Source organism: Mesorhizobium sp. P2_B11, from assembly GCF_056404855.1.
The window spans coordinates 878,536-903,387 of the sequence record NZ_JBFUDF010000001.1; the positions used below are offsets into that span (position 1 = coordinate 878,536).

At 62.8% G+C, this 24,852-nt stretch carries 25 protein-coding genes; 11 read left to right on the top strand and 14 right to left on the bottom strand.

Annotated elements, in window-relative coordinates; all coding sequences use genetic code 11:
- The first annotated feature begins 61 nt into the window (after nt 1–61).
- Entirely contained in the window at nt 62–775 is a 714-nt protein-coding gene (locus tag AC1DYJ_RS03995; protein WP_477280105.1) for a transcriptional regulator NanR, read from the top strand.
- A 6-nt stretch (nt 776–781) separates the two neighbouring features.
- On the opposite strand, the gene apnL is transcribed toward AC1DYJ_RS03995, so the two are convergent.
- From apnL to AC1DYJ_RS04045, 10 genes are all read right to left on the bottom strand, one after another.
- On the bottom strand, nt 782–2,674 hold the full coding sequence (gene apnL, locus AC1DYJ_RS04000; RefSeq protein WP_477280106.1) for a D-apionate lactonase: 1,893 nt from the start codon (nt 2,672–2,674) through the stop codon (nt 782–784).
- The gene (locus tag AC1DYJ_RS04005) at nt 2,671–3,705 is read right to left on the bottom strand and encodes a Gfo/Idh/MocA family protein (RefSeq protein ID WP_477280107.1); all 1,035 of its coding nucleotides are present in this window, start codon (nt 3,703–3,705) and stop codon (nt 2,671–2,673) included. The genes apnL and AC1DYJ_RS04005 overlap by 4 nt, the downstream gene beginning before the upstream one ends.
- A 2-nt stretch (nt 3,706–3,707) precedes the next feature.
- Nucleotides 3,708–4,772, bottom strand: a complete 1,065-nt coding sequence (locus AC1DYJ_RS04010) for an ABC transporter permease (protein ID WP_477280108.1) — start codon at nt 4,770–4,772, stop codon at nt 3,708–3,710.
- Nucleotides 4,765–6,321 (bottom strand): sugar ABC transporter ATP-binding protein, encoded by a 1,557-nt coding sequence (locus AC1DYJ_RS04015; RefSeq protein ID WP_477280109.1) that lies wholly within the window; start codon nt 6,319–6,321, stop codon nt 4,765–4,767. The genes AC1DYJ_RS04010 and AC1DYJ_RS04015 overlap by 8 nt, the downstream gene beginning before the upstream one ends.
- Nucleotides 6,318–6,977 carry a DUF2291 family protein gene (locus AC1DYJ_RS04020; RefSeq protein ID WP_477280110.1) on the bottom strand — a complete coding sequence of 220 codons (660 nt, stop codon included), beginning with the start codon at nt 6,975–6,977 and terminating at the stop codon, nt 6,318–6,320. The genes AC1DYJ_RS04015 and AC1DYJ_RS04020 overlap by 4 nt, the downstream gene beginning before the upstream one ends.
- Nucleotides 6,978–7,057: 80 nt before the next feature.
- Nucleotides 7,058–7,999 (bottom strand): substrate-binding domain-containing protein, encoded by a 942-nt coding sequence (locus tag AC1DYJ_RS04025; RefSeq protein WP_477280111.1) that lies wholly within the window; start codon nt 7,997–7,999, stop codon nt 7,058–7,060.
- 299 nt (nt 8,000–8,298) lie between these two features.
- Nucleotides 8,299–9,126, bottom strand: a complete 828-nt coding sequence (locus AC1DYJ_RS04030) for a phosphogluconate dehydrogenase C-terminal domain-containing protein (protein ID WP_477280112.1) — start codon at nt 9,124–9,126, stop codon at nt 8,299–8,301.
- Between the two features lie 62 nt (nt 9,127–9,188).
- Nucleotides 9,189–9,389 carry a hypothetical protein gene (locus AC1DYJ_RS04035; RefSeq protein WP_477280113.1) on the bottom strand — a complete coding sequence of 67 codons (201 nt, stop codon included), beginning with the start codon at nt 9,387–9,389 and terminating at the stop codon, nt 9,189–9,191.
- A 328-nt stretch (nt 9,390–9,717) separates the two neighbouring features.
- Complete coding sequence (locus tag AC1DYJ_RS04040; protein WP_477280114.1) at nt 9,718–10,317, bottom strand: NADPH-dependent F420 reductase; 600 nt, start codon at nt 10,315–10,317, stop codon at nt 9,718–9,720.
- Between the two features lie 172 nt (nt 10,318–10,489).
- Nucleotides 10,490–11,224 carry an SDR family NAD(P)-dependent oxidoreductase gene (locus tag AC1DYJ_RS04045; RefSeq protein ID WP_477280115.1) on the bottom strand — a complete coding sequence of 245 codons (735 nt, stop codon included), beginning with the start codon at nt 11,222–11,224 and terminating at the stop codon, nt 10,490–10,492.
- A 288-nt stretch (nt 11,225–11,512) separates the two neighbouring features.
- Here AC1DYJ_RS04045 and AC1DYJ_RS04050 point away from each other — a divergent pair, with 288 nt between their 5' ends.
- Nucleotides 11,513–12,409 (top strand): LysR family transcriptional regulator, encoded by an 897-nt coding sequence (locus AC1DYJ_RS04050; RefSeq protein WP_477280116.1) that lies wholly within the window; start codon nt 11,513–11,515, stop codon nt 12,407–12,409.
- A 37-nt stretch (nt 12,410–12,446) separates the two neighbouring features.
- Here the strand turns inward: AC1DYJ_RS04050 and AC1DYJ_RS04055 are convergent, their stop codons facing one another.
- The 4 genes from AC1DYJ_RS04055 to AC1DYJ_RS04070 are packed head-to-tail and all read right to left on the bottom strand — an operon-like array spanning nt 12,447 to nt 14,587.
- Nucleotides 12,447–12,620, bottom strand: a complete 174-nt coding sequence (locus AC1DYJ_RS04055) for a hypothetical protein (protein WP_477280117.1) — start codon at nt 12,618–12,620, stop codon at nt 12,447–12,449.
- 32 nt (nt 12,621–12,652) lie between these two features.
- A complete protein-coding gene (locus AC1DYJ_RS04060) occupies nt 12,653–13,780 on the bottom strand; it encodes a WD40 repeat domain-containing protein (RefSeq protein WP_477280118.1) in 1,128 nt (375 codons plus the stop codon).
- Between the two features lie 13 nt (nt 13,781–13,793).
- On the bottom strand, nt 13,794–14,117 hold the full coding sequence (locus tag AC1DYJ_RS04065) for a hypothetical protein (RefSeq protein ID WP_477280119.1): 324 nt from the start codon (nt 14,115–14,117) through the stop codon (nt 13,794–13,796).
- Complete coding sequence (locus AC1DYJ_RS04070; RefSeq protein ID WP_477280120.1) at nt 14,114–14,587, bottom strand: hypothetical protein; 474 nt, start codon at nt 14,585–14,587, stop codon at nt 14,114–14,116. Before AC1DYJ_RS04070 ends, AC1DYJ_RS04065 begins: the two co-directional genes overlap by 4 nt.
- 544 nt (nt 14,588–15,131) lie before the next feature.
- Here AC1DYJ_RS04070 and AC1DYJ_RS04075 point away from each other — a divergent pair.
- The 9 genes from AC1DYJ_RS04075 to AC1DYJ_RS04115 all read left to right on the top strand — a co-directional run bounded on the left by AC1DYJ_RS04075 (nt 15,132) and on the right by AC1DYJ_RS04115 (nt 24,851).
- Entirely contained in the window at nt 15,132–16,805 is a 1,674-nt protein-coding gene (locus AC1DYJ_RS04075) for an aromatic/alkene/methane monooxygenase hydroxylase/oxygenase subunit alpha (RefSeq protein WP_477280121.1), read from the top strand.
- A 54-nt stretch (nt 16,806–16,859) separates the two neighbouring features.
- Nucleotides 16,860–17,921 carry a 2Fe-2S iron-sulfur cluster-binding protein gene (locus tag AC1DYJ_RS04080; protein WP_477280122.1) on the top strand — a complete coding sequence of 354 codons (1,062 nt, stop codon included), beginning with the start codon at nt 16,860–16,862 and terminating at the stop codon, nt 17,919–17,921.
- Nucleotides 17,922–17,968: 47 nt separating this feature from the next.
- Nucleotides 17,969–19,027, top strand: a complete 1,059-nt coding sequence (locus AC1DYJ_RS04085; RefSeq protein WP_477280123.1) for an aromatic/alkene monooxygenase hydroxylase subunit beta — start codon at nt 17,969–17,971, stop codon at nt 19,025–19,027.
- 17 nt (nt 19,028–19,044) lie between these two features.
- A complete protein-coding gene (locus tag AC1DYJ_RS04090; RefSeq protein WP_477280124.1) occupies nt 19,045–19,416 on the top strand; it encodes an MmoB/DmpM family protein in 372 nt (123 codons plus the stop codon).
- A 71-nt stretch (nt 19,417–19,487) separates the two neighbouring features.
- Nucleotides 19,488–20,510, top strand: a complete 1,023-nt coding sequence (locus AC1DYJ_RS04095; protein ID WP_477280125.1) for an amidohydrolase family protein — start codon at nt 19,488–19,490, stop codon at nt 20,508–20,510.
- Between the two features lie 5 nt (nt 20,511–20,515).
- Nucleotides 20,516–21,313 carry an iron-sulfur cluster assembly protein gene (locus AC1DYJ_RS04100; protein ID WP_477280126.1) on the top strand — a complete coding sequence of 266 codons (798 nt, stop codon included), beginning with the start codon at nt 20,516–20,518 and terminating at the stop codon, nt 21,311–21,313.
- A gap of 77 nt (nt 21,314–21,390) precedes the next feature.
- Complete coding sequence (groEL, locus tag AC1DYJ_RS04105; protein WP_477425954.1) at nt 21,391–23,022, top strand: chaperonin GroEL; 1,632 nt, start codon at nt 21,391–21,393, stop codon at nt 23,020–23,022.
- 52 nt (nt 23,023–23,074) lie between these two features.
- Complete coding sequence (locus tag AC1DYJ_RS04110) at nt 23,075–24,118, top strand: NAD(P)-dependent alcohol dehydrogenase (RefSeq protein WP_477280128.1); 1,044 nt, start codon at nt 23,075–23,077, stop codon at nt 24,116–24,118.
- A gap of 142 nt (nt 24,119–24,260) precedes the next feature.
- Entirely contained in the window at nt 24,261–24,851 is a 591-nt protein-coding gene (locus AC1DYJ_RS04115) for a DUF1097 domain-containing protein (protein WP_477280129.1), read from the top strand.
- Nucleotide 24,852: the final 1 nt, after the last annotated feature.

Below are 24,852 nucleotides of genomic sequence, written 5' to 3' on the forward strand. Positions count from 1 at the left end.
CATTTCCGGGAATCAGGCCGGCGATGCTAGACAGGACTGGTCAAGGGAGTGATTCGCGACGATGAACCGTTCGGAGCCGATCGTCCGGCGCAAGCTTTCCGATGAAGTCTTTGCGCGGCTGAAGCGCCTGATCACCAGCGGCGAATTGCAGCCGGGCGACGACATGCCGTCGGAACGCGAACTGATGGAGCGTTTCGAGGTCGGCCGTCCGGCGATCCGCGAGGCGATGCAGGCGCTGAGCAATATGGGCCTCGTCGCCATCTCGCATGGCGAGCGCGCCAAGGTGCTGCAATTGACTGCCAAGTCGATCATCAGGCAGGTCGATGGCGCCGCCAAGATGATCCTGTCGTCGTCGAAGGACACGCTGGAGCATCTCAAAAGCGCGCGCATCTTCTTCGAGCGCGGCATGGTGCGGGAAGCGGCCGAGAAGGCCACCGCCGAGGACGTGCAGCGGCTACGGGCCACCATCGCAGAGCAGCGCGGCTTTCGCGACGACTCCGAAGCCTTCATCTCCGCCGACATGAAGTTCCACACCCAGATCGCGGCGATTTCCGGCAATCCGATCTATGTCGCCGTCAGCGAGGCGATGCTCGGCTGGCTCAAGGAATATCACACCGAGATGCTGATCTGGACCGGCAAGGAGAAGTTCACGCTGACCGAGCACGAGGAGATCATCGGCCGCATCGAGAAGAAGGATGCCGACGGCGCCGAGAAAGCGATGATCAAGCACCTCGAACGCTCGCGCGCCCTCTACGTGATGAATTCCGAAAAGTAACCCGGTTCAGCCGATCCGGGCGATCGCGTAAGGCGGCATCACCAGCCTGCCGCCCGCATCCCGGCTGATGGCTGGCCCGCTTTCATCCTGAATGGTGAGCGAAGCCTTGCCCAGACCGGAAATGTCGACCGGTACATCGCCTGCTGTCAGGTTGGCCAGGCAGACGACCGTCTCACCCGCCGGCGAGCGGCCGGCAAGTGCTGCTACTCTTGTGTCGTCGCTGACCGCGGTAGTGACATACCGGTGGCCGGCCAGGTCGCAGAGCATCTTCACGGCATGGAAAAGCGGCCGGGGCGCGCCTTCCTCGGCGGGCTCGTCCGATGACGCGAGCAGGCCGAACGGTCCGATGAAGCTGGAAGGCGTCAGAATCTCCAGCCCGGCAGATGCCACGCGCGCGGCATAGCCGATCGTCCAGGCGGCGGCGAACTGCCCGGCATGGCGCGGATCGCGATTGGCCATGGCGATGCGCTGTCCCTCCGGATTGTCCTTGGTCGCGCCGCCATAGGGGTTTTGGCGCATGGCAATGGTCGATGGTCCTATCCGGTACGGCTTGTCGCCGAAGATCGCCCGCGCCGATTGCGTGATGAAGGGCAGCGCCTCCAGTGACTGCATAAGGCTGAGGTCGTCGGCCGCGTGCACGATCGGGCAGGTGCAGTGGGTGACGAAGTCGAGCAGGCCGGCGGGAACACGCTTGCGGTTGAGTTCGGTGAAATAGCTGAACATGCCGCCGCCGAGGCGGATGTCCGGAAAGGCGCGCCGCGCGGCGGCATAGACGTCGTCGAGTGGCGGGCAGGGCGGCCAGGCGCTGCCCGGCGGCGTCGACTGCCGGTCGACCGAGGGCGAGACGGCGATGGCATCAAGCCGCAGGCCGGCCCGGCGCACCATGCTGGCGACGCCGGAAAGCTCGGCATCGAGATCGCCGTCGCAGGCGACGACGCATTCGAGCGTCGTGCCAGACGGATAGGCCTCGGCGAGCCGGGAGAAGGCGTGCAGCGCCTCGAAGCCGTGGCCGCGCGTCGGATCGTAGTGGAGCAGCAGCTGCCGTGGCCCCAATTCCATCAGCGCGGAAAGCTTCGCGAGCGTCGCCTCGACATCATCGGAATAGATGACCACGCCTATCTCGGGCAGCGAGGCGCCGGGCTCGCCGAGCGTCACGCGGACTGGCTCGGGCGCAGCGGCAACTGCCGGCGCCTTGCCGTTGCCGGCAATGCGCAGCGTGATCGTCTGGCGGTTGGTTTCGCCGGCCGGCAGCACGTACGGCCATGGCAACGCCAGAGGCCGCACATAGGTCTTGTAGGAGGCATCGGACCAGTTGCGCTGGTCTTCCATCTCGAAAGCATCGCCTTCCATCCGGCATTCGGCGGCCACACCCGGCCGGACCTGATGCGTGATGGCGCGAATATCCTTGAACGGCTGCCAGGGATCGATCAGCAGGGGCAGCTTGGTGTCCGCCACGCTGCCGTCGGTGTGCTCGACCGTCACCGGGCTGCCGGCAAGGCCGGCGATCGGATGCAGGACGCAGAAGCCGCAGCGGTTGGTCTCGAAATCGCTCTCGGGCAGCGCGCTGACATCGAACACCAGCGCGCCATCGGCAGAGCCCTTGATGGTGGCGCGGAAGCCGAGCTTGCTCCCGTCCGGTCCCGTGCAGCGTGCCGCATAGCTGACGGAGAAGGCATCGGCGCGCTGGTCGATGACAAGGTCGGTCAGTTCGGGCTCGTAGGTGCCCCAGTCACGGTCGCGCACGATGTAGGCGATGGCGCGCAGCACCTCGGTGCCGCCATGGCGAATGGTGCGCAGATTGCCGTTGACGAAGTCGGCGCTGAGCGCGCCCGCACTCAGCCTGACCGGCTCGGCTTCGACCGCATGCGTGCCGTAGAGGGAAAAAGCGTCGGCGGTCATTTCAGCAAGGCATCGAGATGGACCGGCTCGTGGCTCGCCGCACCGGCGTAGGCGGCCTCGACCAGCGCGAAGGTCTTGAGATTGTCGGCACCGGAGGTGGCGGGCTCTATTCCTATCGCCAGGCAGTCGACCCAGTGCTTCTGGATGGCGACGACGCTTTCCTGGATGTTGTGCCAGGGGCGCGACGCCCAGGGGAGCAGCGGCGGCGAGACATCGCTCACCACCGTCCCGCTCCTGCCGGTGACGGTCAGCTTGTAGCCCTGCGCCAGACGGATCGTGCCGTCGCTGCCGTCGATCTCGATCAGCGTCTCCGGGAACGGTTCGGTGGCAAGCCCGCTGGCATAGCTGCAATCGACCACCGACGTGGCACCGCTTTCATGGTCCATCAGCATCGTCGCGACATCCTCACCGGCGATCGCCGGGTTGATGCGCGCCGTCCGCGTGGTGATCGTCGAAATGTCGCCGAGCAGGAAGCGGGCGATGTCGATTATGTGGATGCCGAGGTCCTCGATGATGAAGCGCTTGCCGGTCGCCAGATAGGGCTGGCCGGAAAACACGTCATAGGCGGAGCGGAACGAGATGCGGCCGAAGAAGGGCGTGCCGATCTCGCCGCTGTCGAGCACGGCGCGCACCGCCTGGATCGGCGACTGCCAGCGGAAATTCTCATGCACCATCAGCGGCACGCCGGCATCTGCGCAAGCCTTCACCATCGCCTTGGCGTCGGCAAGCGTCGGCGCGAAAGGCTTCTGGCAGATCGCTGGCACGCGATGCTTCGCCGCCATCTCGACCAGCGGCCGATGGCTGGGCGCGGTGGTGGCGATGTCGACGAAGTCCAGCGTTTCGCCTTCGAACAAAGCGGCCGCGTCGGTATAGCGCTTCGCAATGCCGAACTGGTCGCCGACGATCTGCAGTCGTTCCGGATCGCGGTCGCAGATAGCGACGATCGAGGCGCCGTCAATGTCACGCCAGCCATGCATCTGGTTGACGGCAAAGAAGCCGCAGCCGATCAGCGCTCCCCGCAATGCCACCATGCTCAACCCACCTTCGCCATCTGCATCAGTGTAACGCGGCTTTGCAGCCGGCGCTGTGCCTGGTCGACGACGACGGCGACGATGATGACCAGACCTTTGATCACCATCTGCCAGAACGAGCTCACCCCCATCATCACCAGCCCGTCCGACAGGATGCCGATGACGAAAGCGCCGACAATGGTTCCGCCGATCGTGCCGCGCCCGCCAGACATCGAGGTGCCGCCGAGTACCGCTGCGGCGATCGCGTTGAGCTCGAAGCTTTCGCCCGTCGCCGGATGCGAGGCCATCAGCTCGGACGAGATGATCAGGCCGACGATGGCCGCGCAGAAGCCGGAGAACATGTAGACGAACATCTTCACCATGTTGACGCGCACGCCCGAAATCCGCGCCGCCCGCTCATTGCCGCCGACGGCGAAGATGTGGCGGCCGAGCGGCGTGTACTTGGCGAGGTAAGCGGCGCCCAGCGCCACCACGATCAGGATCCAGATCGAGACCGGCAGGCCGAGCAGCTTGCCGGCGCCGAGGAAGCCGAAGCCGGTGGTGCCGAGCTCCGGCTTGCCGACCAGATTGGGGAAGGTGCGGCCGTCGGATGACAGCAGCGCCAGGCCGCGCGAGACATAGAGTACGCCGAGCGTGGCGATGAAGGGCGCGACGTTCAGCCTGGTGATCAGCAGCCCGTTGACGGCGCCGATCGCTATGCCGACGGCAAGCGTGATCAGCGCGATCTCGACGACGTTGAAATAGATGGTGTAGCCGATCTGCAGGTCGATGCCATTGAGCACGAGATAGCCTGCCACCATGCCGCACAGGCCGACGATCGAACCGACCGAGAGGTCGATGCCGCCGGTGATGATGACGAAGGTCATGCCCATGGCCAGGAAGGCGTTCAGCGCCACATGCTTGGCCATCAGGATCAGGTTTGCCGCCGACAGGAAGTTCGGCGCCGCGATCGAGAAGAACACCAGCACCGCGATCAGCGCGATGAAGGTCCTGAGCTTCATCAATGTCAGAAGAATCGAGCCACTGGACGTGGAGGGGGCAGCCGCCTTGGCCGGGATGTCAGTCATGGGTGGTGGTCTCCCTATGCCCCGCCGGCCCGTGGCCGAACGCCGATGCGGCGACGATTGCCGCTTCCGTCGCCTCGGCGCGATCGAACATGCCGGTCAGTTTTCCATTGCTCATCACCGCGATGCGGTCGGACAGCGCCATCACCTCGTCGAGATCGGAAGTGGCGAACAGGATACCCAGCCCATCGCGCGACAGCTTGCGCATGGTGCGGAAGACGTCGGCCTTGGCGCCGACATCGATGCCGCGGCTGGGCTCGTCCATCAACAGCACCTTAGGTCGGGTGAGCAGCGCCTTGCCGATCACCACCTTCTGCTGGTTGCCGCCGGACAGCGAGGAGACCTCCTGCGCCGGGTCGGCGACCTTGATCGCCAACTCCCGCACCATGCCAGTCACCGCCTGCTTCTCCTCGGCGCCGCGGATGTGGAACAGGCGGGCAAAGCGCGACAGGCTGGCCAGCGTCAGATTGCTCGCGACGGACAGGATCGACACCAGGCCCTCGCGCTGGCGGTCCTCGGGGATCAGCGCCAGGCCGCGCCGGATGCGCCGCGTCGTGTCGCGCTCGCGCACTTGCTTGCCGGCGATGAAGATCGAACCGGTGGCGTGGCCGTGACGGCCCATGATGCAGTCAAACAATTCGCTGCGCCCGGCACCCATCAGGCCGTAAATGCCTAAAATCTCGCCGGCCCGCAGCGACAGCGAGACGTGGTCGACCGCGAGACCGCCGGTCGCGCGCGGCAGGCAGATGTCCTCGGCGCGAAAGATTTCCTCGCCGGGAGCGTGGCCGTCGGCCTTGGCGAAATCCTTGGCGTCGGAGCCGATCATCTGCCGCACGATCCACTGCGTGTCGACTTGTCTCATCTGCTCCTGGCCGGTGATGCGGCCGTCGCGCAGCACGGTGATGTAGTCGCCGATGCGGATCAGCTCTTCCAGCCGGTGCGAGATGTAGACGATGGCGACGCCGCGCGCCTTGAGGTCGGCGATCACCTTGAACAGGATCTCGACTTCCGCCGCGCTCAGCGCCGAGGTCGGCTCGTCCATGATAAGGATGCGCGCGTCGAGCGAGACCGCCTTGGCGATCTCGACCAGCTGCTGCTGGCCGATGCGCAAATCCTCGACCAGCATGTCCGGCCGGATGCCGGCCTGCAGCCTTTCGAGGAATTCCGCGGCGCGCCGCTCCTGCTCCTTGCGGTCGATCTTGCGGAACCGGTTGGTGATCTCGCGGGTGGCGAAGATGTTTTCGGCGACGGTCAAGTTGCCGAACAGGTTGAGCTCCTGGAACACCATGCCGATGCCGCGGTTCACCGCATCGCCGGACGACGAGAACGACACCTCCTCGCCCTCGAGCAGGATGCGCCCGGCGGTTGGCTGCTCGACGCCGGCGATAATCTTCATCAGCGTCGACTTGCCGGCGCCGTTTTCGCCGACCAGCACGTTGACCGCGCCCCTGCGCACCTCGAAATTGGCGCGCTTGACCGCGACCGTGCCGGAATAAACCTTGGAGACATCCTCCAACTTCAGGATGACGTCGCGCTCGGCTTCCGCGCTCATGGCTTCGGCCCGATCTCGGCCTCCGCCGGCGTCACCAGCGGCAGGTCCTGGCCGCTGCCCAGCGTATAGGCGCCGAGCACCTTGGCGCTGCGGCCCTCGAGCGCTTCGCGCGGCAGCTTGGATAGCACTGTCTTGTCGGCATAGATGTTGAACGCCTTGCCGAACTGGGCGAAGTCGATCTGGTTGGTGAAGTCGTTGAACTGGATGAAGTCGAGGCTGTCGCGCAACGCGGTGCCGCGCACAGCCGGTCCGATCTGCACCCGCGCATCGGCCTTGCCGTCGCCGTCGACATCGAGGTCGATGGTCGCCGCGCGCGATTGCGTGTTGGCGGCGACGATCTTGCCCTCCAGCCGCACCGCAAAGGTCCAGGGCGAATTCGCCTGCTTCTTCGGATTGCCGTATTTGGCGCCGGCGGCGGCCGGGTCGGTGATGGCCAAGGCGTGCACTTCCGGGAACGGTCCGCCCTTCTGCTGAAGATAGGGGATCACTTTCGGCGCCCAGATGTCCTCGACCATCTTGTCGGGATTGAAGGCCGGCGCGTTGCCGCCGTCCTGCGCCGACGGCGTCGGCAGGATCTTGCAGGCGGTGAGTCCGAGGCCGGCCATTCCGGCAAGGATTGGCACGGCGAAGCTCAACCAGGTCAGCTTGTTCGGCATGGCGGTCAGGAAGCACCCACGGAAATTGGGCAGGGGACGGACCTCAGGTCCGTCCCCTGTGATTGATGTGATGCCGCGGCTCAGTTGGTGAGCGCGAAGGTCTCCAGCTTCTTGGCATTGTCGCCATTGACCAGCACGCAGTCCATCAGCTGCTTTTCCTGGGCGGGGGACTTCTTGTTCTTGATGTAGTCGTCGGCCTGTACGACAGCCGTCTGCGCCTGCGCGAAGGCCGGCTGCAGCACGGTCGCCTTGATGCCGCCGGAGGTGATGGAGTCACGCACGTCGTTCGAGCCGTCGAAGCCGACGACGATGACATCCTTACGGCCGGCGGCAGCAAGGGCGGCATAGGCGCCCATTGCCATCGTGTCGTTGCCGGAGATCACGCCCTTGATGTCGGGATTGGCCTGCAGGATCGATTCCATCTTGGAGTAGGCTTCGGTCTGGCTCCAGTTGGCCGACTGCTGGGCCACCTTCTTGAGGTCCGGATAGTCGTCGATGACGTCGTGATAGCCCTTGGAGCGGATGCCGGCATTGGTGTCGGATTCCTTGCCGACCAGCTCGACATAGTTGCCCTTCTCGCCCATCAGCTTGACGAACTCCTGCGCACCGAGCTGGGCGCCCTGGTAGTTGTTGGAGACGATCTGCGCCACGGCGACGCCGGTGGCGTTGATCTCGCGGTCGATCAGGAAGGAGGGGATACCGGCGTCCTTGGCCTTCTGCACGGCGGCGACGGTGGCGTCGGCGCCGGCATTGTCGAGGATGATCGCCTTGGCGCCGCGGCCGATCGCCGTGTCGATCAGCTCCGACTGCTTGTTGGCGTCGTCGTCATGGACCAGCACCAGCGTGTCGTAGCCGAGTTCCTTGGCCTTGGCTTCGGCGCCGACGGCCTCCGCCTTGAAGAACGGATTATCGTGCGACGGCGTGATGATGGCGATCAGGTCCGCCGCATAGGCAGGCATCGCCGTGCCGAGCGCCAGCATGCCGGCGAAAGCCGCAAGGGTCATTCTGCGAGTGAGTTTCATGAAGTCCTCCCGTTGAAAAAACTTTTGCCCTGGTAGATCGGGGCCATGCGTCTGAATTGGTCAGGCGGCGGATCGCGTCGGATTCAAAAGCCGCTCGCCGGCTCCTCCCGAGCAGATCGTCACTCCCCGTCCTCCACTCGTTCAGGCTTCGACTCCCGCGAAACCTGACGATCCGAGCTCGAGAACAGCTTAGCCAACTGGTATAATGAGTCAACCACTATTTCAGGTGATATGTATCTGATGATCTGCTGGAGCTTTCCCTTCTCCCGCAGGGGAGAAGGGGAAAGTCCTGCCATCTCTCACGTAATCCGCTGGATGCTCGCCGCGATCTCTTCCGGTTCGAAGACACGCTTCCAGTCGTCGCGCATCAGCACCGGCTTGCCGAATTCGATCGCCTTGTTACAGGCGTCGGAGAACACGCCCTGGGTCTCGCCGAAGATGACGGCGCCGAGCACGTTCATGTGGCCGAGCAGGAAGTCGAGCGCGGCCTGCCGTTCGACGCCGCGCGCCACGACTTCGTCCATCGCCTCTTTCATGACGACCAGCAGCGAGGCGCAGACCGTCTCCGAAAGGCCGGGCTCCAGCAGCGCCATTTGCTCGACCGTGACGCGATGCGAGCGCATCACCGGCGCCCAGATGATCCTGGCGATCGCCTCGCCCTTGGCGTAGTCGGCCTCCGGCCCCTGCATCAGGGCGCTGACGAAATGCTGCTTGGCCTTGACGCCGCCGAAGAAGTCCTTCTTGGCGGCCATGTCGGTCTCGTCGTTGAAGATCGGCGGATGGCAGGGATGGGTGACGAAATAGGTGAGGTCGGGACGGTTCGGCAGGTGGCCGGCGAAGGGGGCGGCGGCATCGAGCACCACCACCATTGTGCCCGCCGCCAGCTTGTTCTCGATGCTCGCCGCGACCTTGCCGATATGGGTGTCGGGAACGGCCAGGATCACCACGTCAGCGCCCTTGAGCGCCTCGTCGGCGCCGACTGCATCGAAGCCCAGTCCGGTCTTCAGTCGCTCGCGGCCCGCCTCACTGACCTCGACGTGACGGATCGTGTAGTCCGATCCGCGAAAATTGGTCGACAGACGGTAGCCCATTTTTCCGCCGGCTCCGAACAGCGCAATCGTTGTCATCTATGCTTGCTCCGATTTCCAAACGATGGCCGCGCCAATCGTCACGTTATCAACTGGTATAATCACTCTACCACAACTTGGTGGTTTGGCCAGAGCCTTCGTCCGCCAATCGATTCGCCGCACGCCCGGCTCACGCCGGCAACGTCTTCACCTGCGGCGGCGAAACTGATGCCGATGGTACCGTTGGCTGGAATCGATGCGAAGGATGCGGTTGGGCGAAAAGCAAAATAACTAATTGATTTTGTTGAAAATACGACGCCCATCGGGCCTGCCATGACTATGAAAAGATGCGCTAGTTGGAGCGGTGACGGTACTTTTTTTGAGACGGCTTGCGCGCGCCGTCGGACACGGCAAAGGGCAAAAAATTGCCCAATTGGCCCCGATAGTTGGTGAAACCTCCAAATATTTTTCGCGGCGATTTTCCCTTTAAAATCAAAAGCGTAACTTTTTGACGGACCATGCGTCGGCTTTCGGTGCCGCAAGCAAGAAAAAACCCAGCGAGATCAATGACCTAGCTGGGCTAAAAACATCGAGTGGGAATAGAGGTTAGCGCGCGACCAGTTCTCGGTGTCGATCGCAAGGTTGGATCGATTACTGCTCCTTCTTGAACAAATCCTGGAAGATGAGCTGGCCCCAAGTACGGCCGCGTGCGTGCACCAGCGCGCCACCCTCGTTGAGCTTTCCCAGCCTGACGGGTGCGAACCCGAGTTGTTTGGCCAAATCCGCCACGGGAGCGGTCGCGTCCTCGTCGTCGCTCGACAGAAAGACCACCCGGTGGCCGCCCTCGACGATTGGATCGGCAGCCAGGGTGGCCGCAATCAGGTGATTGAAGCCTTTCACGAACTTGGCGCCGGTGAACGACTTCGCAACGAAGGCTGAGGAGGGGAGGCCGTCCAGCTCCTCGGGGACAGGAAACGCGTTCATCGCGTCGATGACCGTCTTGCCTTTCCAGCTCGGCAGCGCCTTCGCAACCTCGCGATGTTCCCCGAACGGGACTGCCAGGATGATCGTGTCGGCCTCGAGCGCCTCCCGCAGCGACTTGGCGACGACCGTGGGTCCAATCGCCCGAGCCTGCGGCGCCAACGCCTCGGGCGGCCGGCGGCTCGCGACGGTCACGTCGATGTTTCTACGGGCGAAGGCGTGGGCGAGAGCCTGGCCAATCTTGCCGAATCCTACAATCGCGTAGCTCATAATATTTCTCCGATCTGTGTTGATATTGATTCCCGGCCTTCAACGGCGCCGGGTTATCCGTCTCGCCGCATGGCGATCTTCGTGGAGGCGCCCGGCCGTGAACGAGTTCGCGCGGCCGGACCGGCTGTCCAGCGCGGAAGTCGTTCCACCATTCCTGCGATCCGGCGCGAATTCAGATGGCCGAGAAGCCGCCGTCGACGGACAACTCCACCCCATTCACAAAGCTCGACTCGTCTGAAGCGAGAAACAGCGCGGCCGCCGCAATTTCCTCCGGACGGCCCATCTTTCCCCTCGGGATCAGGGTTTCGAACATCCGCTTCGCCTCCTCGGTGAGAACTTGGTCCTGCATCGGTGTGGCGATCGGCCCCGGGCTCAGCACGTTCACCCGGATATTCCTGCCCTTCAGTTCGTTGAGCCAGGTGCGTGCGAATGAGCGCAACGCCGCCTTGCTCGCCGCATACACGCCGTAACCAGGAAAACCTTTCACCGAAGCAACCGACCCGGTCATGAAGATCGATCCGCCATCGTTGAACAGCGGCAACGCCTTCTGAACCGTAAACAGCGTACCGCGCGTATTCAGGCCGAAGGTCGCATCGAAATGCTGCTCGGCAATCTCGCCCAGTGGGACGGCTTCGCCGATACCGGCGCTCGCGTACAGGATGTCGATCCTGCCCTTTTCCCGCTTGACCGTGTCAAACAGGCGGTCGAGGTCGTCGAGATTGGCCGCGTCGCCGCGAACGCCTGTCACGTTCCGGCCAATCAGCCTGACGGCCTCGTCGAGCGCCTCCTGCCTTCGGCCCGTTATGAAGACATAAGCGCCTTCTTCAACGAACCGCCTGGCGCTCGCCAGCGCCATGCCGCTCGATCCACCCGTGATGACTGCAACCTTACCGTCCAACTTTCCCATGACTTTTCCTTTCAGGCTCTGCCTTGGTCGTTAGGGAAGAACCCCGAGAGCCTGGAGATAAGTCTGCCGGGGTCAGGCAGTGAGTGGGGAAACGCGCACATCGGTGGTGCAAAATCGATCCGGTTGCACGATTGACGTCAGCCGCGAAGTCGGTGTCCGCCATTCAGGATTAGGCCACACTTGTCGGCATCGGTTGTGATATCCCCTTTGTGCCACCCACATACGAGATGCTGTTCGATGTGTCGGACACGGGGTTGGAAGGCGCACCGCACGGTGCGAGATTGCACCATGATCGACTGGGATGACGTTCGCTACTTTCTTGCCGTCGCACGCGGAGGCTCGGTCCGGGCTGCCGCCGCGCACCTCGGGGTGAATCATTCAACCGTGCTGCGACGCATCGCCCAACTCGAGGAACGCCTCGGGGCGCAGATGTTCGAAAAGCTGCCTTCGGGCTACCGCCTGACGGCTGCGGGCGAGGAGGTTCTCGAACTCGCGAATCAGATGGAAGCCTCGTCGCACCAACTGGAGACACGCGTATTCGGGCGCGACCAGAGCGCGCGCGGGCTTTTGCGGGTCACGCTTCCGCCGTTCCTCGCCACACACCTGCTCATGCCGGATCTCGCCGACTTCGCGCGTCTCCATCCAGACATCGAGATGGAGATCCTGTCGTCCGGCGACGTAGCGAATCTGACCAACCGAGAGGCCGACGTCGCGATCCGCATTGTCACCGACCGCAAGACCCTGCCGCTCAATCTTCACGGACTGAAGGGACCGGAGCTGTTCAGCGGCGTCTATATGTCTCGCGATCGACTGGCCGCGTGGCGTGCGGGCGCGCCTGATTCCATCCGGTGGATCGTCATAGACGATCATGGACTCCCGAACTGGGCGCGCGAGGGAGAGGTTCACACCACGGGAGTTCCGTTCAGGACCCCGGACGCCGAGACGCAGATCGTAGCGGCGCAGCAAGGGATCGGGATGACCAAGCTGCCGTGCTTCGTCGGAGATGCCGACCCTCTATTGGTGAGGGTGCCAGGCACCGACCTGCCCATGCATGGGACGCTCTGGCTTCTCACGCAGGGCGAAACGCGCAAGACGAAGCGCGTGCGGCTCTTCACCGAGTTCGTATCCCGCAGGCTCGCCGCTTACGCGCCGCTTCTCACGGGGCTGTCGGTGCCGCGCGACTGATCGCCGGGCCGCCCGAGGAACGGATCGTCTCGTCGATCTAGTTGGTCTTGAGCTTGCCCACGCGATTTTCGGCGATCCAGCGGGCGGCTAGCACCAGCGCGCCCATGCTGAAATCCTTGCCATGCTTTGCCACCATCTCTTGCGACAGCTCGGCCAGCCGTTCGAAAAATTCGTCCTTGCTCTTGTCCTCGGCTGTGAGTTCGGTCTGCATTTCATCCTCCTGTTTCATACGGACCGCGTCCGCTATTTGAACATCTGCGCGGGAAAGGTGACGATCGCGGCGGTGCCGTCGACGGCGCCTACCGCCAGGTGTCGTCCATCGCCAGACCAGGCAAGCGCCGTGACCGCGCTGCCCAGTGGCCTGACGAGGAGCTCGTCCCGCCCTCCGGTCTGAGCGACGATGATGCGGCCGTTGGCATAGCCCGCCGCAATCAGCTTCTTTTCCGGGTGTGCCGCCACCGCCTCGACAAGAACCAGCCCGGCGCGGCCTGTCTCCAGTGCGCCGGAGGTTTCGCCGCCAACCGGAGGGGCGGTCATCGACCAGCCGGCGATCCGGAAGGCGCCCGAGGCAAACAGCGCATTTGCCGCTTGGCTCCAGCACACCGTCCGCACCGGTGATGGAAATCCCGCAACGATGTCCGCTCGGCCATCGGCCATGCTGACCAGGGCGAAGCCGCCTGTCTCGAGCCCGCAGGCCAACCATGTGCCGTCGCCGCTCCAGCGGATCGACACCGGGTGCGACGGAAGGGAGATATCGCGTATCAACGCTGCATCGCCTTCGACCGCCCAGATCGACAGCCCTTCACCAACGCTGCAGGCGAGGCGCCGCCCGCCCGGCGAGAAGGCGAGGGCCCCTGTCGACGATATCTCGCCGCGCCCCAGTCGCATCGCGCCGCTGTGGCCGCGCGCGAGGAAGACATCGTGCCCATTGCTGATGGCTGTCCTGTCCGCCTTCGCGCTGTGGTCGATGGCCACAATCGGTCCATCGATCTTCACGAGGGGGGCCAAGACTTCACCGCCGGCGGTCAGAGGCAGCACTTCGCCGCTGGCTGCGCCGACCAGAAAACCGGAATGCGTATGGGCGGCGATCGGAACATCGCCATCTCCGAATGCCACTGTCGCGATCAGCGGCACGAGCGGTTTCTCCCTCGGGCGGATCGTCGTCTGGCCGAGATCGTTGCTCACCCTGATCCGCGATTCCGGCGGTTCCTGATCCGCGACCGCGGCAATGGCGACGGTTCCGTCGACTGCAGTGAAAGCGACAGCCGAACCGTCGGTGCTGAAGCGCAGATCGGCGATCGCCGACGGTCGCTGCCAGCTGCGGGCCAGGAGGTCGAACAAGGTCAGGCTCTGCATCGACTGCTGGTTCATGTTCTCTCTCCCGTCAGTTCTTGTTCGCCGTTGCGGCAAGCCGGCGATCAAGCTCCTCTACGTCGGTTTCCGCCGCGACGATGCGATCCTCACAGGCCGCGCACGCCTGCAAGATTGCCGTCATGCTCTGCCCAGCCTCATGCAAGTCCCGCACCAGTTGCGCATTGGCGCCGCTCCTTCCGATTTCAAGCTCCAGCCGCAGCACCTCCATTTCGATACCGGCACGTTTCTGGTTGAGCCGCAGTGCCTCCGCGGTAAGCGCCGAGACGCCGGCGACGAGATCGAGCCGGCGAGCAAGCAGCGCGTCACGCCTGGCGGTTTCGGATCCTTCGGTCATCGTTCGCTTCCCGAAGGCCCGGGCGGTTTTTCAAAAGCCGACAGCAATTTGGGCAATGTGCCGGCCTGCGACTGGAACTGTTGTTCGGCTGTTTCGATGTGACTTTTGAGCTGGTCCCAGATGTCGACACGGATCATCGATGTCGTATCGCCGGTCAGCCGCTCGATCTCGTCGACGCGGAACTGGCGCGTCAGAGAAACGCCGGAAAACACGAAATCGCGCAGCAGGATGGCATGGCTTTCGATGAACAGATGGATCATCGGATGCGTCTCCGTGGTGACGCCGCCGGCGGCAAGTTCGGCGCGGATGAAGTCCTGGAAATGGCTCTGCAGGCGGTGCTGGCTCTCGCCCATAAAGCGCATGACGAAGACCAGATCGCGGGGCATCAGCTTGACGAGGTCGCCGGTGACGCCATCGGCATGGCTGGACATCCGCCCGGTCGGCCCGCTTGCGTCCTTGTCGTTCGGCATTGTCCTTCTCCAGCGCCAAGGCTGCCCATGACTCTCAAATAGTCTGGAAAGGCAAAGAATTAAACAGGCAATATAAAACTCACTATATGCTGCGTATGCTAACTAAACATGCTGCATGTGCGAATAAGAGATAAATATTACAGGCGTAAGTTACAACTGTAAAATAACGTTACAGTTTGATTCCGGATCGCGTACCGAAAAGGCGGCGGTCTTGTTTGAATGCCGGATGCAAGCGCTATTTCAAAACTGGCACGGCGCTTGCTTTGTTCATTTCCATAAGAAGCCCATCGCGCTTGACGCGGTGCCAAAAGAACGAAGGAACGGAGGAAGCAGGACCGCTTCGATACGCCCATCGCACATGCGGTTGGCGCCGCGGATCCCTGTCAGACGCCTCGAAACCTTTGCCCGATCCACTTGAACGGCCGGACCTTGTGTCGCGCCTCGGCGCGCAACGCTTTGTCATGCCGCTCGCACTCTCACTGGCGGTGCTTTGCCGCTTCATGCCGGGGTCAAGGGACCTGCGGCTCAAACCTGGTGGAGGCTTATGACCATGACGTCTCTGACGCTCAACAAGATTACCTCGCAACGCGGAATTTCCCTGGGCGAGGCGACCAAGAAGATTGCCGATCTCGGCTGGAATCCTTCCTACGTCCAGGAAGCGATGACATTCCCGACCGACTACAAGATCAACAAGACGCCGCGCGACCCGATGAAGCAGGTTTTGCGGTCCTACTTCCCGATGCAGGAAGAGAAGGACAACCGTGTCTACGGCGCACTCGACGCGGCATTGCGCGGCGACATGTTCCGCAACGTCGAACCGCGCTGGGTCGAATGGATGAAGCTGTTCCTGGCCATCATTCCCTTCCCGGAAATCTCCGCCGCCCGCTCGATGGCGATGGTCGCCCGCATCGCCCCCGGTGAGGAACTCAGAACCGGCTTCACCATGCAGATGATCGACGAGTTTCGTCACTCGACGATCCAGATGAATCTGAAGAAATGGTACATGGAGAACTACATCGATCCGGCCGGCTTCGACATCACCGAGGAAGCCTTCGGAAAGTGCTACGCCACCACCATCGGCCGTCAGTTCGCGGAAGGTTTCATCACCGGCGATACGATGACCGCCGCCTGCATGTACCTGACTGTGGTCGCCGAGACCGCCTTCACCAACACGCTGTTCGTCGCCATGCCTTCGGAGGCCGCCCGTAACGGCGACTACGCGCTGCCGACCGTATTCCTGTCGGTCCAATCGGACGAGAGCCGGCATATCGGCAACGGCCACTCGCTGTTGATGGCGGCGCTCAAGGAGCCGGAGAACCACCTCCTGCTCGAACGCGACCTTCGTTACGCCTTCTGGCAGAACCACGCCATCGTCGATGCCGCCATCGGCACCTTCATCGAATACGGCACCACCAACCGCGACAAGAACAAGGAGTCTTACGCGGAAATGTGGCATCGCTGGATCTATGAGGATTACTACCGCACCTACATGCTGCCGCTCGAGAAATACGGCATCAAGGTCCATCACGACGATGTCCAGGCAGCCTGGGAGCGCATCACCAAGAAGAATTACGTCCACAAGGTCGGGCAGTTCTTCGCGGTCGGCTGGCCGGTCAACTTCTGGCGTATCGAAGCCCAGACCGACAAGGACTTCGAGTGGTTCGAGCACAAATATCCGGGCTGGTATGCCGAGTTCGGCGAGTTCTGGAAATGGTACGCCAAGCTCAGCCACAAGGGCGAGAAGGTGCTGCTGTTCAACAGCGACGTCGGCTACGTCTATCCGCACCGCTGCTGGTCGTGCCTCGTTCCTTGCCTGATCCGTGAGGACATGGTGGTCGGCGAGATCAACGGCGAACTCTACACCTTCGCCCATGAGCTCGATCGCTGGACCACGATGGTCGCCTTCAACGACGAGTATGAGGGCCGTCCGACGCCCGCCATGGGCCGCTTCAGCGGCAAGCGCGAGTGGGAGACGCTCTATGACGGCTGGGATCTGGCCGACGCCATCAAGGACCTGAACTTCGTCCGCTCCGACGGCAAGACACTGGTTCCGCAGCCGCATCTGCGCTTCGACGACAAGGAGATGTGGACGCTCGACGATGTGCGCGGCAACACGCTCGGATCGCCGCTCAACGCGCTGCGTGGCATGTCGCCCACCGACCGTGAGAAGCACCTGGCGGAGTACCGGGCCGGCTTCACGATCAATCCCTGCAACTGATCAGGCCAAAGGGGGGCGGGTTCGTCCCGCCCCTTCCTTTCACTGGAGGTCCGTATGTCGGAAACCCACACGGTCAGGCTCAGTCCGGTCGGCGTCGAATTCGAGGTCGAGAACGGCGAAACGGTGCTCAACGCCGCGTTTCGCCAGGGCATCGCCCTGCCGCACGGCTGCAAGGAAGGGCAATGCTCGGCCTGCAAAAGCGTGTTGCTCGAAGGCGAGGTCGACATGCTGAAATACTCGACCTTCGCCCTCAACGACATGGAGAAGGAAAGCGGCCACGTCCTGTTGTGCCGTTGCATCGCCTACTCCGACCTGGAAGTCGAGCTCCTCAACTACGACGAGGAGATCCTGGCGAAAGCGATCGCCGTGAAAACCTACAGGGGCCGGATTGCTCGCATCGAGCACCTGACCCACGACATTCGCGGCATCGAGATCGAACTCGGCTCGCCGATGAAGTTTTGGGCGGGGCAATATGTCGACATCACGGTTACCACGCAAAAAGGGGAGACGATTACGCGCTCGTTCTCCATGGCAAATACGCCGGACCAAACCCAGAAACTCTCCTTCATCATCAAAAAATACCCTGAAGGAAAGTTCTCAGGCGAACTCGATTCCGGAGGCATCAGGGCCGGAGCCGAAGTCACCGTCGTCGGACCCTACGGAACCTGTTTCCGCCGCGACGAACGGCAAGGACCCCTGATCCTGGTCGGTGCCGGATCGGGCATGTCGCCGATCTGGTCGATCCTCAACGACCATCTGAAGAGCGGTGAGAAACGTCCGGTGTATTTCTTCTACGGCGCCCGCACTCGCAACGACCTGTTCTACCTCGACAGGATCGCCGAGCTGGTCGGCAACCATTCCGATGTCACCTTCATTCCCGTGCTGTCGCACGCCAATGACGACGCCGAATGGCAGGGCGAACGCGGCTTCGTTCACCAGAGCGTCGACGCCATGCTCAAGCAACTCGCGGTCGACGGGCAGGGCGATGTCCATGCCTGTGGCCCGCCGCCGATGATCGATGCGCTGCAGCCGGTGCTGTTCATGAACGGCTTCGAGACGGAGCGGATCTTCTTCGACAAGTTCACCACATCGGCAGGTGCAACGCCGGCCCATTGAGGGCGGCAACGCGCAAGCCACCACAACTGCAACAAGGGAGAGAGACTATGCCTGCAACCTCGAGTTCAGTCGGATCCGGAGCCGCCGGTGCTGCGATCTTCGCCGACTCCGACAGTCGGAAGTACCGGTATTTCGAGCCGAAAGGCCAGCGTGCCACCCACTATGAGGACATGACGGTCGACGTGCAGCCCGATCCGGAACGCTATTTGATCCAGAACTGGATCATCTCCTTCGCCGACGGCAAGGGCGCCTACGTCAAGCAGAACACCGCCGCGCAGAGCTCCAACTGGCATGCCTTCCGCGCCCCCGACCAGGAATGGGAGCGCACGCACTACCAGCGCCAGTCGAAGATCGAGACGATGGTGCAGAGCGTCATCAACAATGCGCGTAAGTCCGGGGCGCCGAAGACCTTCGACAAGGCTTGGGTCAAGATCCTGCAGACCCAACTCGGCGCCTGGAAGCATGCCGAATTCGGCCTCGGCACATCGCTGATGCAGGCGCAGCGTTACGGCTACACCCAGATGATCAACAACGCGACGCTGACCAACTCGTCCTACAAGCTCAGGCTTGCCCAGGACATCACGCTTTACCTCGCCGAGATCGGCATGGACCTTCCCGGCTGGGACGATGAGCTCGGCAAGAAGGCCTGGCTCGACGACAAGAACTGGCAAGGCACGCGCGAAGCGGTCGAAACCATCATGGGCGCGACCGATTATCTCGAGCAGTATTTCGCCATCAACATCGTCTTCGAGCCGCTGGTCGGCGAGGTGTTCCGCTCAGGCTTCCTGATGCAGATCGCCGCCGCCAACCACGACTTCATCACGCCGGCGGTGATCTCGGCCGCAGAGGCCGACTACGAGCGCAATCTCGCCAACACGATCGACCTCATCCACATGCTCGCCAACGACGAGACGCACGGCGCGGCGAACAGGAAGCTCTTCCAGGGCTGGGTCAAGAAACACGGCGCGCTCGCCGACAAGGCAGCCACCGGCCTGCAGCCGATCTGGTCGATGCCGCATTCCAAGCCGGTCGCGTTCGCTGATGTCCGCGCCAAATCCGAGGAGCGGATTGGCCAGATCCTCGGCGAACTCGGCCTCAAGCGCTGAAACAGGGAGAAATCGTCATGTCACTAGCAGCACGCGACGCAACGTATTCCAACATCTTCAAGGCGATGAAGGACATCACCTTCGAGCAGACGATCTCGCATCAGTGCGGCGTCACCATGAACGACTCGGTCGAGGCTCGCGCCATCGCCGAATTCATGGGTCAGAAGCCCGGCGTCACCATCACCTACCAGCCGGCGCTGATCCGCATCGACGGCGACGGCAAACTGATCTTCAAGATGGACGCGATCGGCGAATATCTCGGCCGCGAGATTTCGGCCGAGACCTTCGAGGTCAACACCTCCACCCATTACGGCCGCATGGTCCGCGTCGATGACAACACCGTGATCCTGTTCGGCAACATGGATGAGATGTTCGAATACATCGAATAGCCGCCAAGGAAACTGGCGCGCCGCAGGTGCGGCGCGCCGAACCGATCAATGCGATTGCTGCGGAGGCAACCATGTACAGAACACCGGAAGGCAAGGACATTTTCGTGGTCGATGGCCACACTCATTTCTGGGACGGCAGCCCGGAAAACCAGAAGAACATCCACGGCAAACAGTTCATCGAATGCTTCTATGCTTACCACACCGGCTTGAGCCCGAAGGAACAGCTGTGGGAAAAGAGCAAGTTCGAGAAATACAGCGCCGACGATCTCTATCGCGACCTGTTCATCGACGGGCCTGACGATGTGGCGATCGTCCAGTCGACCTACCTCAAGGATTTCTACAAGAACGGCTTCAACACGATCGAGCGCAACGCCGAGGTCGCCAAGCGCTACCCCGAGCGTTTCATCGTTAACGGCGCCTTCGATCCGCGCGACGGCGAGAAGGCGCTGGAATACATCCACTTCCTCAAGGAGACCTACGACGTCAAGGGCGTGAAGATGTACACGGCCGAGTGGAACGGCGCCTCCAAGGGCTGGAAGCTCACCGATCCCGATGCCTATAAATGCTTCGAACTCTGCGACAAGCTCGGCATCAGGAACATCCATGTCCACAAGGGTCCGACGATCATACCGCTTTCGAAGGACGCCTTCGACGTCCACGATGTCGACTACGCGGCGACGGATTTCCAGGGCCTCAACTGGATCATCGAGCATTGCGGCCTGCCGCGTCTAGACGATTTCTGCTGGATCGCGACGCAGGAAACCAATGTCTATGGCGGCCTGGCCGTGGCGCTGCCCTTCATCCACGCACGCCCGCGCTATTTCGGCGAGGTCATTGCCGAGCTTTTGTTCTGGCTCGGGCCGGAGAAGATCCTGTTTGGTTCCGACTATGCGATCTGGACGCCGCGCTGGCTGGTCGAGAAATTCTGGGCCTACCAGATCCCTGAGGATATCGCCGCCGAACGCGGCGTGCAGCTGACCGACGAGATCAAGGAGCAGATCCTCGGCCTCAACGCCGCGCGTCTCTACAACATCGACGTCGAAGCCAAGAAGAAGGCGCTCGCCAGTTCGCCCTTCAGCATCGCGGCGGAGTAGGAGCCATGGCAACCGCCAGCGTTTCCGGCGACTGCCAGAAGGAACTCTGGCGGCGCCTTGGTGAGGTCAACGACCCGGAACTCGACGAACCCATCACCGAGATGGGTTTCGTCGAACGGGCTGATGTGACGGGCGATGGCAGCGTGGAGATTGATTTCCGCCTGCCGACCTACTGGTGCTCGCCCAACTTCGCGTTCCTGATGCTGGACGGCGTCCGCAAGGCGCTCGACCAGCTCTCCTGGGCGCCCGCCTATCGTGTCAAGCTGCACGACCACATGTTCGCGGACGAGGTCAATCGCGGCATGGCGGAAGGCAAGACTTTTGGCGACATCTTCGCCTTGCTTGCCGAGGATCAGGACCTCGGCGCCTTGCGCGAAACCTTCAGAATGAAGGCGTTCAAGCGGCGCCAGGAGGCGGTCCTGCGTGGCCTCAAGGCGCACGGTCTCACCGATCGGGAAATCCTCCGCATGGACCTGCCGGCCTACGATGTCGCGCGGTTCGAACCGGGCGAGCCAGCCAAACAGAAGCCAAGATACCGGGCGGCTCTGCTCGAGCGTTTTCCCGACCGCCGGGCGGATGATCCTGTCTTCGTGACCTGGGAAGGGCAGCGTATCCCGCACGGCGCACTCGGTGCCCATCTCGCCGAGTTGCGCGGTGTGCGCATCAACATGGAGTTCAACGGCGCGCTGTGCCGGGGGCTCAAGCAGAGCAGATACAAGGAACTGGATGTGGTCGATGGCGAGCCGACGCTGGTCGATTTCATTCTGGATCGCGTGCCGGCGCGAACCGCGACGACCGCCTGAAGCAGAACTGACAGCAACGGCCTCCCTCGCACGAGGCCCCCAACCAACAACCCGCCCGTAAGGCGGAAGGAGGAATCATGCCCAAAATAATGCTTCACAATTCCGACGCCCGCCGCGCGCTCGCCCGCGGCGTCTTCCGGCTCGCCGCCGCTGTCGAGCCGACACTCGGCCCCAAAGGCATGAACGCCATGATCGACCGCCCGATCGGCACACCGATGGTGACCCGCGATGGCGTCAGCATCGCCTCCGAGATCGAGCTGCACGACCGTTTCGAAAACATGGGCGCGCAGGTCGTTCGCGAAGTGTCGATGCAGACCAACGAGGTCGCCGGCGACGGCACCACGACCGCCATCGTGCTTGCCAACGCGCTCATCCAGGGCGGCGTCGAGGCGAATGAGCGCGGGGTGAAATCCGTCGATCTGTGCAAGGGCATCGACCTTGCCGTGGCGGCGGTGGTGGCCGCGCTCAAGGCATCGGCCAAACCGGCAAAGGGCAACGGCATTCTGGCGTCGGTCGCCAACATCGCGGCGACCAACACCAAGCTTGGTGCACTGGTGGCGGAAGCGCATCAGCGTGTTGGGGTCGAAGGCGTCATCACCACCGACTTCAGCGTCACCACCGAGACAACGCTTGATGTCGTTGAAGGCATGTCCTTCGAACGCGGCTATCTCTCGCATCACATGGTAACCGACCAGGAGAAGATGGAGGCTGTGCTCGAACGGCCTTACATCCTGATGACCGATCTCAAGATCAAGGAGCCCGGGCAGCTCGATGCGGTTCGCCGCATCGCCGACGAGGCTGGCCGGCCGCTGCTGATCGTGTCCGAGGAGATGTCGCCCGAAGTGGTGGTGACGCTGCTCGGCAAGCAGGGACCGGGAAAATACCTTGTCGTCCATCCGCCGGAATATGGCCATTGGCGCAAGGCGATGATGGAGGATCTGGCCATCATCACCGGCGGCAAGGTGATCGCGCGCGATCTCGGCGGCCGGCTCGAGGATATCACCGCCGATGATCTCGGTACCGCCGATCGGGTGAAGACCAGCTCGTCCTACACCTCGATCATTCGCGGCGGCGGCGACCACGCGGCAATCGCCTCGCGCCGCGCCCAGGTGCAGCGGCAGTATGAGGCATCGCAGCCCAACATCGATCAGGACAAGCTGCGCGAACGCCTGGCCAAGCTCTCCGGTGGCACCGCGATCCTCTATGCCGGTGGCGTCACGCCGGTCGAGCAAAAACGCACCATCCAGCTGATCGAGGATTCGCTGAATGCGGTGCGTGCCGCCTCCGAGGAGGGTGTGGTTGCCGGCGGCGGCTCAGCGCTGGCCCAGATCGCGCCTCTGCTCGACAAGGTGGCGGCCGGTGTCGATGGCGACGTCGCCGAGGGCGTGCGCCTGGTGCGCTCGGTTCTGTCGCGGCCGCTGTGGCGCATCGCGACAAACGCGGGCGCCGATCCTGAAGCCGTGGTGACCGAGGTCACCCGCATCAATGGCGGCTACGGCTACAACGCGTCGACCGGCGCCTACCAGAACATGTTCGAGGCAGGGATCATCGATCCGGTCCGCGTCACCTACACCGCACTCGCCAACGCAGCGTCTGTGGCGACGCTGATTCTGACCACCGAAACGCTGATTGGCGACCTTGCCGAGGATGAGGATCCGACGGCCGGGCCGGCGCGTGGCGGCGGCTCTGAAAAACTCGGCCGCGCCTGAAGCAATCCAGACAATTTCGACCCAGACAATTTCGACATTGAAGGATACGACGATGAAAGCTGCCAGACTCTACGAATACGACCCGAAGATGAACGTCCGGCTCAAAATCGAGGAGGTCAAGGCGCCGACCATCACCGCGCCCGACGAGGTGATCGTGCGGGTCGGAGCCGCAGGCCTCTGCCGCACCGACCTGCACATCATCGAAGGCGTGTGGAAGCCGACCATGGATCCCGAAGGCACGCTGCTGCCCTACATCATGGGTCACGAAAATGCCGGCTGGGTCGAGGAGGTCGGCAGCGGCGTCAAATCGGTCAAGCGCGGCGATGCGGTGATCTGCCACCCGTTCCGCTCGTGCGGCATCTGTCTCAACTGCCGCCATGGCGAGGACATGTATTGCGACAACGGCCAGTTCCCCGGCCTCGGCATGAATGGCGGTTTCGCCGAATATTTCATCACCAGCGAGCGTTCGCTGATCAAGCTGAACGCCAACGTCACGCCGATCGAAGTGGCGCCGCTGGCGGACGCCGGCATCACCGCCTACCGCGCCGCCAAGCGCGCCGCCAAACTGCTGCGGCCAGGGAGTTACTGCGTGCTGCTCGGCATTGGCGGGCTCGGCCACATCGCGCTGCAATCGCTGCACGCAATTTCGGGTTGCCGCATCATCGCTGTCGACCGCGAGCCGGCAGCACGTGTGCTGGCCAAGGATCTGGGCGCCGACTTCATCCTCGATGGCGGACCGAACGTCGTCGAGGAGGTCAGCCAGATCACCGGCGGCGGCGCGCATGTGGTGATCGATTTCGTCGGTGAACTCGGTGTCGAGAATATCTGCTGGAAGATGGTGCGCAAGGGCGGGCAGTTGTTCGTCGTCGGCTATGGCGGCAACATCAACGTGCCGACCGCGCATCTTGTCATCGAGGAGATCAACATCGGCGGCAGCCTGGTCGGCAATTTCACCGAGCTTGTCGAACTGATGGAGCTCAACGCCGACGGCAAGGTCAAGATGCACTACACCGAGTACAACCTCGCCAGCATCAACACCGCGCTCGACGACTTCAAGAACCGCCGTTTCACCGGTCGCGGTGTCATCGTGCCCTGAGAAGCTTCCGGACTGAACGCGGCACAAATGGGCGTGCCGCGTCATGGCCGACGCCATGTCTTTTGCAGATCGGGAACGTCGGCGAAGCGCGATCCCCATACGAGTTTCCTTGCTTCGCGGTGTTTAGAAACGGGAGGACAACATGGATCTTGTTACGGGACTGGCCGTCGTCATCGGCATTATGGGTGGCATTGCAACATGGGCGGCGATCACGATCGGCAACCCTTATCTGCTGATCTGGGCGGTGTTCGTCGGCTGGGGAAGTTTCTATCACTGCGGCGGCAAGGAGGCCGGGTTCAAGAACTCGGCGGTGGCAAACCTGTGGGGCGCGATCTGTGCGGCCGGTGCCTTGATTGCGCTGACATCTATCGGCGTTACCGCGATCATGGCCGGCATTTGTGTCGGCATTTCAATCATTGTCCTGATCCTCGCGGCCAAGCTGCCATTTTTGAGCGCCATTCCGTCGGCGGTCTACGGCTACGCAGCGACCGCAGCGCTTTTTCTGCTCGGTGCCGCCGCCTATGGCGAAGGCCCTGCAGGCATCGTCAAGGTCGCGGCGGCCGTGGTGGTTTCGCTGATCATCGGCAACACCCTCGGCTACGCCTCGGAGAAAGTGACCGGGGCTGTCGTGAAGACCGGATCATGCCTACGACCGTTGCCTGAAGGCAATTTTGGTCGACTATTTCCCCCAACCCGCGGCGCGAATGCCGCGGGTTTTTGTGCCGGTGATTGAG